Raw genomic sequence first — 8,208 nt, 5'->3', positions numbered from 1 at the left:
GTCACGCGGCCGACGCGCAGGCCTTCATGAACTTCGTGCTTTCGCCGGCCGGCCAGGCCGTGCTCGCGAAGTACGGTTTCAAGCCCGCGCATTAACTTAGGTACCGCACGCTCATGCAACAGGCCTGGATTCCGCTCTTGTTGTCGCTGAAAGTGGCGGGCTGGGCCACCGCGCTCAATCTGGTGTTCGGCGTCGCGGCCGGTTTCGGTTTGTCGCGCTGGCGCTCGGGCGCGCGCGACGTGATCGATTCGCTGCTCATGCTGCCCCTCGTCATGCCACCCACCGTGCTCGGCTATTACCTGCTCGTGTTGCTCGGCCGACGTGGCGTGATCGGCGGCTGGCTCGACCGCTTCGATATCCAGCTGGTGTTCACCTGGCAGGGCGCGGTGATCGCGTCGACGGTGGTGGCGTTTCCGCTCGTGCTGAAGTCGGCGCGCGCCGCCTTCGAAGCCGTCGATCCGCAACTCGAGCGAGCCGCGCGCACGCTTGGCGTCAGCGAGACGGCCATCTTCTTTCGCGTGACGCTGCCGCTCGCGGCGCGCGGCATTCTCGCCGGCGGTCTGTTGGCGTTTGCGCGAGCGCTCGGCGAATTCGGTGCAACGCTGATGATCGCGGGCAACTTGCCGGGACGCACGCAGACGCTTTCGGTTGCGGTCTATTCAGCCGTGCAGGCCGGCGACGACAGCACCGCCAATTTCCTCGTGCTCGTGACTTCGGTGACGTGTGTCGTGATCCTGTTGCTCGCGGGCCGTCTGGTACCACAGCACACGCTTCTGGCGTCCCGTTGATATGCCGCTCGCCGTCGACATCCGCAAGACTTTCGAGAGCGCCGAGCGCCGCTTCACGCTCGACGTCTCATTCAAGGCGACCACGCAGCGCCTCGTGCTGTTCGGGCCGTCCGGCGCGGGAAAGAGCCTGACGCTACAGGCCATCGCCGGCCTGCTGCGCCCCGACGATGGCGCGATCACGCTGCACGACAACGCTCTGTTCGACAGCGCGCGCGGCATCGATCAGAAACCGCAGGCGCGCAAGATTGCGTATCTGTTTCAGGACTACGCGCTGTTTCCGCATCTGAACGTGCGGCAGAACATCGGTTTCGGGTTGCAGCAGGGTTGGCTCAATCCCCGTGCACGGATCTCGCATCCGCAAATCGACTACTGGCTCGATGCGCTCGAGTTGAAAAGCGTGGCGGGAAATCATCCGGCGCAGCTTTCGGGCGGACAGAAGCAGCGCGTGGCGTTGGCGCGGGCGCTGGTTGCGCAACCCCAGTTGTTGTTGCTCGACGAACCGTTTTCAGCGCTCGATAGCGCGCTACGTCAGCGTATGCGGAGCGAGCTGTCGGACCTGCAAACGCGGCTCGATATTCCGATGGTGTTGATCACGCACGATCCCGACGATGTCGCCGCGTTCGGCGATCAGGTCGTGCAGGTCAGCGATGGTTGTGTGCGCGAGAATCAGGCGTTTGCGGGCTATGTGCGCAGCGAGTCTTGACCTGAGAACGCGCCCTTCCAGCGCCCCCGGCTCACTCAGTCCTTCACGCCCAGAATCACGCTCGACGCCTTGAATACCGCAACCGCGGTCCCGCCTTCCACAAGGCCGAGCGTATCGACGCTTTCATTCGTGACGACCGCGGTAATCACCGCGCCGCCGTCCAGCACCAACGACACTTCCGCGTTGACCGCCCCGCGCTTCACACTTTGCACGGTGCCGCGCAACTGATTACGCGCGGACAGTTTCAACGGCGCACCGTTTTCGTTCTCCACGACCAGCACCACCCACGACGCCTTGATCAACGCGAACGCCGCTTCCCCCTTCGCAAGCCCCAGCGTCTCGGTACTTTCATGCGTGAGCACCGCGACGATCGTATGCCCGCCTGGCAGCGCCAGCGACACTTCGTCGTTGACTGTTCCGCGCGTAATCGCCGACACCGTTCCATAAAACTGATTGCGCGCGCTCGTTTTCATGCCGATGCGGCCGATCAGATCCCAATCCGTCGCAAAGCCTTCGATCGCCGCGCCAGCACGTTCGAGAAAGCGCCGATGCTCGCGCTCGACCGCCCGAAACGTATCGATCAGCTTCACCGCGCGCGGCGTGAGCGTCGTGCCGCCCCCGCCTTTGCCACCGGTCAGGCGCACGACGAGCGGCTCGCCGGCGAGGTTGTTCATCGTGTCGACGGCGTCCCACGCGCCTTTGTAGCTCATGCCGACGGCTTTCGCCGCGCTGGTGATCGAACCGGTCTCGCCGATCGCCGCGAGCAGCGCGATCCGCGACGCGCCCCCGAGCGTTTGCGCGCCCGCCTGAAACCAGACTGAGCCGCCGAGTTCAAGGGAGGAGTCAGGGGTATTGGTGCTCATAAGGGGAAGTAGCCAGTTAAGTGTGAATCATTATAGAGATGCAGATCGCGCCCTCGGCGTTTCTAGCGACTCATGCATGACTACTAGTCCTACAGATCCATTCAGATTCCAGGGATCAGGTGGCTACAATTCGGCCTACACGAACAGTTCCGGCTCGTCGAACTGGGGCTCATCTACAAGTTCCACCTACGGCGTCCAATTGGTGAAAACCGGTCCGATCGCCGCTGGCGCGACAATTCCCGCGGAGGTTCTTGGCGCCTATCTATTCGGCGGTCTGGAAGGACTCAGGATAACGTTCAACAGTTCGGTGACGATCACTCAACCAGCGTGCTCGACGCCAAACGTAACGGTAAACATGGGGACGCCGGGTACATCGGCGTTTAAAGCCGTCGGCTCCCGTGTTTCGACCACTTCGTTTGCCATCAAGCTCAACAACTGTCCCACCGGAGATAAACTCGATCGCCTATCAATTAGACGCAGCGACGAGCGTCATCAGCACCTCCTCCTCGGTCGTCGCGTTGAATGATTCTTCGACGGCTACGGGCGTTGGCCTACAGGTACTCGACGCCTCGTTCAATCCCGTGCCGCTCGGGACGGCTATCCCCTTTTCGCGGCGTATTACCAAACGAGCAGCCACGTCACCTCCGGCACGGCTGACACCTCGTTGATCTTCAACATGACGTACCAGTAGAACAATTTCGCGTGACAAGGCGCTGGCCTGCAAATTGTGCTCGTTCCTGACATACTTGGAACAACCTCGTGCATTTGCCAAGGCAAATACCCGTCCGCCGCAACTTCAGCAAGGAGCAAGCCAGTGATCATCGATCTATCGGGCAAGACTGCCATCGTCAGCGCGTCCACGGCGGGCATCGGCCTCGCCATCGCGATCGGCATTGCCACAGCGGGTGCGGAAACTATCGTCAACGGACGTAAGCAGGAAGCGGTGGACCGCGCCATCGAAACTATTCTCAAGACCGCGCCGAAGGCAAAGCTGCACGGCTTCGCCGGAGACCTCAGCACGCCCGAAGGTTGCGCGGCGCTCTCGAAAGCCGTGCCGCACGCGGACATTCTGGTGAACAACCTCGGCGTGTTCGGTCCCGGCGATCTCTTCACCACCGCAGACGACGACTGGGAGCGCTACTTCCAGGTCAACGTGATGTCAGGCGTGCGGCTCACGCGGAGCTATCTGGAAGGGATGATCGAGCGCAAATGGGGACGCGTGGTATTCATTTCGTCCGAATCGGGGTTGAATATTCCGGCGGACATGCTCGCCTACGGCTTCTCGAAGACCGCGCAGTTGAGCATTGCGCGCGGGATTGCCAAGCAGGTGGCGGGCAGCGGCGTGACGGTGAATTCCGTGCTGCCCGGACCGACCTTGTCGGACGGCTTCCGCTTGATGGTGGAAGACACCGCGAAGCAGCAGGGCAAAACCGTCGAACAGGTTGCCAGCGAGTTCGTGCGTGAGCATCGCAGGAGCTCGATCATTCAGCGCGCGGCCTCCACTGAAGAGGTCGCGAACATGGTCGTCTACGTCTGCTCGCCGCAGGCTTCGGCGACCACGGGCGCGGCGCTGCGCGTGGATGGCGGGGTAGTCGATACGATTGCGTGACGAACGCCGCGCAGGCCGTCGCGTTTGTGAATCACTCAAACCGCGTACTGCGCGATCCCATTTCCAAACGACCAGTTCTCCTTCAACACCTCGACGAGATTGATGAACACATCCTCTCGTCGCAGCCCAGGCGACTCCGCCAGTTCATCCGCCATGCGTTTGTACAGCGCCTTCTTTTGTTCCAGCGTACGTGTGTTGTTCAACGTGATCTGAATCACCACGAGATCGTCGCTTCGTTCGACGTTCAGATACTGCTTGTCGTAAACAAAATTGCCGGCCTCGTGCTCGGTGATGAGCATGAAGATGTCGTCTTTTGGCACATTGAACGTGTCCACCAGCGAACGTTGAATGCTGTCCGTCAGCGCCTTCCGGTATTCCGCCGGCTTGCCGGCGCGCAATGCGATTCGTGTGAGCGGCATGATGAAACTCCTTGATTGCATTGATTGGGTAAACACAGCTTAGGCGCGCTCAATCATAATAAACAGACATCATTGGATATTTCATCTATATTCATCTGAAATGAAAGTTCTCGATCTCGATGCCGTGCGCGCCTTCGTGCTGGTCGCCGACCTGCACAGCTTCACGCGTGCCGCCGACGCGCTCGACACCACGCAATCCGCCGTCAGTCTGAAGCTCAAGCGGCTGGAGGCGCATCTCGGCAAGCAATTGGTGGAGCGTACGCCGCGCGTCGTGCGCCTTTCCGCGGACGGCAACGCCTTCCTTGGCGCGGCCCGCGATCTGCTGAGCGCGCACGAGCGGGCGCTGGGTTCGCTGTCGGTGGAGCGGCGGCGGCTCACGCTGGGCCTGAGCGAACATGTCGCAGGGACGAACTTGCCGCAGTTGCTTGCGCGCCTCAACGCGCACGATCCGGGTCTGGTGGTCGAATTGCACTTGGGTAGGTCCGCGGCACTGCTCGCGCATTTCGATGATCGGCGCCTCGATGCTGTGATCGTTCGCTATGGTGCCGACGAGCCACCGCGTGACGACGCGCAGGTGCTGTTCAGCGAGCCGCTTGGCTGGCTTGCGACACCGGAATGGCTGCCGCGCGTCGGCGAGCCGTTGGCGCTCGCGCTGCTGAGCCCGCCGTGCAATGTGCGCGACGTCGCGCTTCAAACGCTGAATGAAGCGGGGCTTGCATGGCAGGAAGTGTTCGTCGGCGGAGGTGTGGCGGCGGTCAGCGCCGCGGTTGCAGCCGGCCTGGCGGTGTCGCCGCTGGCACGCAGAGTAGCGCCGCGAGGGTTGGTCGATGTCGGCGCGCGGCTGGGTTTGCCGCCGCTGCCGGAATCACGCGTGACCTTGCATTCACGGGTGAAGGACAAGCGATCGATGGAGACCTTGCGGTTGGTGACGAACGGGTTGGCAAGCGCTTGAGGTATTCGACGCTTCGTCGCAATAACCCAAGCGGCTAGGGTATATAATGCTCGCTATATGCCCATCATTGCCCGGATCGACGGGCTGATCGTGGTCATCTACCCTCACGATCACGCTCCGCCACATGTTCATGTTCTCGGTCCGGATGGTGAGATTATCTTTATCTTGAATTGTCCCGAAGGCCCGGTTTCGATTCGCGAGGCTCGAGGTTATTCAGAACGCGAAGCGCGCCGGCTGGCAAAACGCATTAACGAAATGGTGCCGTTCCTGTGCTCCGCATGGAAAGGAATCCACTCATGAACAGCAGCGAAGAATGGCGGCTTGCGCAGGAACGCGGCGCCGAGACCGCCAAACGTCCCGCCGCGCGCAGCGCATGCTATAAGCCGCGCACAAAAAGACTCGACATCACCCTCACCAACGGCGTTTCGCTGCTTGTGCCAATCGCCTTTATCGAAGGTTTGCACAACGCGTCGCCGGAGAATCTGCGCGAGATTCAGATTTTCGGTCTCGGTTCGGCGCTTGTTTTTCCGGCGCTCGACGTCGTCGTGTCAGTGCACGGCCTTATCGACGGCGTATTTGGCTCTAAAGCATGGATGCGCGATATCGGCCGCAGCGGCGGCAGCGTGAAATCCGAGGCGAAGTCGGCGGCCGCCCGCGAGAACGGCAAGAAAGGGGGCCGTCCGCGCAAGGCTGCGTGAGACTTACCCCCCGAAGCAGCCCCGCCGATGATCAGTGGAGGATCGGCGGCAACGAGCCGCTGCTGACGGTAGCAGGATTAGCGGTTGGGCCCGCAGGATTCGCCGGCACGTTTGCCGCCCTGGCGGGCGCGTTCGTATGGACTATAGCAGGCTTGGCCGCGCCGGTTTTCGCCGCCACCGTGACCACGTGGGCATGCGCTGTATGGCCCTGAACCAGGTTGGCGCGCATGATCCTGCCTTGCGATTTCGCCTGAGCAACTTGTGCGTGCGGCTTCTTACCCTGCACCACCACGGCAGCCTTCGACTTAGGCTTGCCCGCACCCGGAACCACGCCCCGGTGGGCAACATTCCTGGCCGCGACCGTCTTCACGCTGCCGTGCGCTACCGGCCTGGCGCCACGCTTCGACGCCGACGCCACTCGCTGCGCACCATGTTGACCGTTCGCCGCGTGCTTCGAACCCGCCTTCGCGCCGGCGGTAGACTTGATCTTGGCGCCCCCCGTTGCTTTCCTGGCGTGCTTCGCCGTATGCCCAGCCGACTCGGGCGGATTCCACACTTCCGTATAACCAGCGGCGATTGCCGCACCGGACACACACCACACTGCAACTGCTGTTGCCACTACTCGAACCCACATCTCCTGCTTCTCCTCATCTTCGGCTTTATAACGAGCCGGGATTATATTCTCTTGCAAAAATCCATTTTTAGACTAATATCAATAACAAGTACATATAAGGACTTACCTATTCATGGCTCACGCTGCCCGCGCCACCCAGCCCGAACCGCCAATCCGTCGGCCGATTCCGGAACCCACGCTTACGGAAATGTCGGCGGCAGGCCTGCGCGCGTTCTTCAACATCGCGCGAGACTGGGACTTGAGCGCCGAAGAGCAGATCGTGCTGCTCGGCTCCCCGGGCCGCTCCACCTATTTCAAATGGAAATCCGCACCGGGAACGGCCCGTCTGGGGCGCGACACGCTGGAACGCCTGTCGCTGCTGCTCGGCATCTATAAGGCGCTGCAAATCCTGCTGCCGCAGCCCAGCGCCGCCGACACCTGGATCAAGCGCCCCAACAGCGCGCCGCCGTTCGGCGGCCGCCGTGCGCTAGACCGCATGCTGGCCGGCAATATCAGCGACCTCGTGGCGGTACGCCAGTATCTCGACGCGATGCGAGGCGGCTGGGCGTGACAGAACCGCATTGGCAGCACCGCTGGCGCAGCGCGCCGCTTCACTGGTCGCCCGCATATCGCGTGATTCCGACGCGTTTTCCGGCCGTCAATCTGTTCGACCGGGTGGCATCGCCGGAAGATTTCGACGCCCTGTACGCGCTCGAAGCGATGACCAATGACCGCCTGCGCACCGAAGTCGGCGAACTCGATCTCGTGCCACGCGAAGAGCGTCGCTTCGGTCCGGGCTATGGGCCGATCATGGCCGCGTTGACGCACCTCAATCCGCTCGGTAGCCGCTTTTCCGACGGCACGTATGGCGTGTTCTATTGCGCCCGCTCTCGTGCCACTGCGATCGCGGAGACGCGCTATCACACGGGGAAATTTCTGGAGGCGACCGCCGAGCCGCCCATGCGGCAACAGATGCGGCTCTACACGGTCGCGGCGCAAGGCAACGTGGTCGATATCCGCGCCGACGCATCGCTCGATCTCGCGGTGTTGTCGCCTGACGACTATGTCGCCGGACAATCGCTCGGCCGTGCCGTGCACGAGGCCGGCGCGCCGGGCATCGTGTATCCGTCGGTGCGGGATGACGAAGGCGAGTGCCTCGCGGCGTTCAAAACCACGCTACTGCGCGACTGCCATCACGCGGCGTATCTGGAATACAACTGGAATGGGGCAAGCATCGATATGGTGTTCGAGCTCAATCAGGTCGGCTAGGAGACTCGAAACCATCAAGGCAGCGCCAACGCCGCCGCCCCGCTCTCCCGCGCTGCCTCAACCGAGATCGACCAGCGCCGCAACGCCAGCGGCTCCACGATCGTCAGCTTGCCGCCGGGCCCAAACGCGCCGGTGTCGATGAAAATCTGCGAGCCGATCTGCTGGATTTCGCGCATCGGCGTATGACCGCAATAGGTCAGCGAAAGGCCGTGCTGACGCAGTGGATCGCCATTTCCCAAGGCCAGATCGCGTCCCCACAGCAATTGTTGACGCGTTTCGGCAGAAAAATTGCCA

Annotated in this window: 13 protein-coding genes and 1 pseudogene; 10 read left to right on the top strand and 4 right to left on the bottom strand. The window is 62.2% G+C overall.

Annotation, left to right across the window (positions count from 1 at the left end; all coding sequences use genetic code 11):
- From VFE81_RS01925 to VFE81_RS01915, 3 genes are all read left to right on the top strand, one after another.
- On the top strand, positions 1–95 hold a 95-nt coding region (locus tag VFE81_RS01925; RefSeq protein ID WP_325042974.1), incomplete at its 5' end, for a substrate-binding domain-containing protein.
- A gap of 18 nt (positions 96–113) precedes the next feature.
- The gene (gene modB / locus VFE81_RS01920) at positions 114–788 is read left to right on the top strand and encodes a molybdate ABC transporter permease subunit (RefSeq protein ID WP_325042973.1); all 675 of its coding nucleotides are present in this window, start codon (positions 114–116) and stop codon (positions 786–788) included.
- A gap of 1 nt (position 789) precedes the next feature.
- Entirely contained in the window at positions 790–1,491 is a 702-nt protein-coding gene (locus VFE81_RS01915; RefSeq protein WP_325042972.1) for a sulfate/molybdate ABC transporter ATP-binding protein, read from the top strand.
- A gap of 35 nt (positions 1,492–1,526) precedes the next feature.
- Here the strand turns inward: VFE81_RS01915 and VFE81_RS01910 are convergent, their stop codons facing one another.
- Positions 1,527–2,354, bottom strand: coding sequence for a TOBE domain-containing protein (locus VFE81_RS01910; RefSeq protein ID WP_325042971.1), 828 nt, complete (start codon positions 2,352–2,354; stop codon positions 1,527–1,529).
- 202 nt (positions 2,355–2,556) lie between these two features.
- Here VFE81_RS01910 and VFE81_RS01905 point away from each other — a divergent pair, with 202 nt between their 5' ends.
- Positions 2,557–2,880, top strand: coding sequence for a hypothetical protein (locus tag VFE81_RS01905; RefSeq protein ID WP_325042970.1), 324 nt, complete (start codon positions 2,557–2,559; stop codon positions 2,878–2,880).
- Positions 2,881–3,168: 288 nt separating this feature from the next.
- Positions 3,169–3,963 (top strand): SDR family NAD(P)-dependent oxidoreductase, encoded by a 795-nt coding sequence (locus tag VFE81_RS01900; protein ID WP_325042969.1) that lies wholly within the window; start codon positions 3,169–3,171, stop codon positions 3,961–3,963.
- A 35-nt stretch (positions 3,964–3,998) separates the two neighbouring features.
- On the opposite strand, the gene VFE81_RS01895 is transcribed toward VFE81_RS01900, so the two are convergent.
- Positions 3,999–4,382, bottom strand: coding sequence for a tautomerase family protein (locus VFE81_RS01895; protein ID WP_325042968.1), 384 nt, complete (start codon positions 4,380–4,382; stop codon positions 3,999–4,001).
- A gap of 100 nt (positions 4,383–4,482) precedes the next feature.
- Here VFE81_RS01895 and VFE81_RS01890 point away from each other — a divergent pair, with 100 nt between their 5' ends.
- Genes VFE81_RS01890 through VFE81_RS01880 form a run of 3 tightly spaced genes read left to right on the top strand, consistent with a single transcriptional unit; the run spans position 4,483 to position 6,032 of the window.
- Positions 4,483–5,334: a LysR family transcriptional regulator gene (locus VFE81_RS01890; protein WP_325042967.1), complete on the top strand. Its 852-nt coding sequence runs from the start codon at positions 4,483–4,485 to the stop codon at positions 5,332–5,334.
- Positions 5,335–5,391: 57 nt separating this feature from the next.
- Complete coding sequence (locus tag VFE81_RS01885) at positions 5,392–5,634, top strand: DUF4160 domain-containing protein (RefSeq protein ID WP_105510489.1); 243 nt, start codon at positions 5,392–5,394, stop codon at positions 5,632–5,634.
- Complete coding sequence (locus tag VFE81_RS01880; RefSeq protein ID WP_325042966.1) at positions 5,631–6,032, top strand: DUF2442 domain-containing protein; 402 nt, start codon at positions 5,631–5,633, stop codon at positions 6,030–6,032. Before VFE81_RS01885 ends, VFE81_RS01880 begins: the two co-directional genes overlap by 4 nt.
- A gap of 31 nt (positions 6,033–6,063) precedes the next feature.
- On the opposite strand, the gene VFE81_RS01875 is transcribed toward VFE81_RS01880, so the two are convergent.
- Complete coding sequence (locus VFE81_RS01875; protein WP_325042965.1) at positions 6,064–6,666, bottom strand: hypothetical protein; 603 nt, start codon at positions 6,664–6,666, stop codon at positions 6,064–6,066.
- 112 nt (positions 6,667–6,778) lie between these two features.
- Here VFE81_RS01875 and VFE81_RS01870 point away from each other — a divergent pair, with 112 nt between their 5' ends.
- Together VFE81_RS01870 and VFE81_RS01865 are read left to right on the top strand one after the other, a co-directional pair.
- On the top strand, positions 6,779–7,216 hold the full coding sequence (locus VFE81_RS01870) for an MbcA/ParS/Xre antitoxin family protein (RefSeq protein WP_325042964.1): 438 nt from the start codon (positions 6,779–6,781) through the stop codon (positions 7,214–7,216).
- Positions 7,213–7,914, top strand: coding sequence for an RES family NAD+ phosphorylase (locus VFE81_RS01865; RefSeq protein WP_325042963.1), 702 nt, complete (start codon positions 7,213–7,215; stop codon positions 7,912–7,914). The genes VFE81_RS01870 and VFE81_RS01865 overlap by 4 nt, the downstream gene beginning before the upstream one ends.
- A 14-nt stretch (positions 7,915–7,928) precedes the next feature.
- On the opposite strand, the pseudogene VFE81_RS01860 reads toward VFE81_RS01865, so the two are convergent.
- Positions 7,929–8,208: pseudogene (locus VFE81_RS01860) on the bottom strand (metallophosphoesterase); the annotation flags it as partial.

Source organism: Paraburkholderia sp. (assembly GCF_035656215.1).
In the GTDB taxonomy this organism is placed as follows: Bacteria; Pseudomonadota; Gammaproteobacteria; order Burkholderiales; family Burkholderiaceae; genus Paraburkholderia.
This window is presented reverse-complemented; position numbering and strand designations above follow the sequence as displayed.

Bases quoted from the DNA above. Each gene is read 5' to 3' on its own strand.
- modB (WP_325042973.1), top strand. From the start codon at position 114: ATGCAACAGGCCTGGATTCCGCTCTTGTTGTCGCTGAAAGTGGCGGGC.
- VFE81_RS01875 (WP_325042965.1), bottom strand. From the start codon at position 6,666: ATGTGGGTTCGAGTAGTGGCAACAGCAGTTGCAGTGTGGTGTGTGTCC.
- VFE81_RS01915 (WP_325042972.1), top strand. From the start codon at position 790: ATGCCGCTCGCCGTCGACATCCGCAAGACTTTCGAGAGCGCCGAGCGC.
- VFE81_RS01910 (WP_325042971.1), bottom strand. From the start codon at position 2,354: ATGAGCACCAATACCCCTGACTCCTCCCTTGAACTCGGCGGCTCAGTC.
- VFE81_RS01870 (WP_325042964.1), top strand. From the start codon at position 6,779: ATGGCTCACGCTGCCCGCGCCACCCAGCCCGAACCGCCAATCCGTCGG.
- VFE81_RS01890 (WP_325042967.1), top strand. From the start codon at position 4,483: ATGAAAGTTCTCGATCTCGATGCCGTGCGCGCCTTCGTGCTGGTCGCC.
- VFE81_RS01885 (WP_105510489.1), top strand. From the start codon at position 5,392: ATGCCCATCATTGCCCGGATCGACGGGCTGATCGTGGTCATCTACCCT.
- VFE81_RS01880 (WP_325042966.1), top strand. From the start codon at position 5,631: ATGAACAGCAGCGAAGAATGGCGGCTTGCGCAGGAACGCGGCGCCGAG.
- VFE81_RS01895 (WP_325042968.1), bottom strand. From the start codon at position 4,382: ATGCCGCTCACACGAATCGCATTGCGCGCCGGCAAGCCGGCGGAATAC.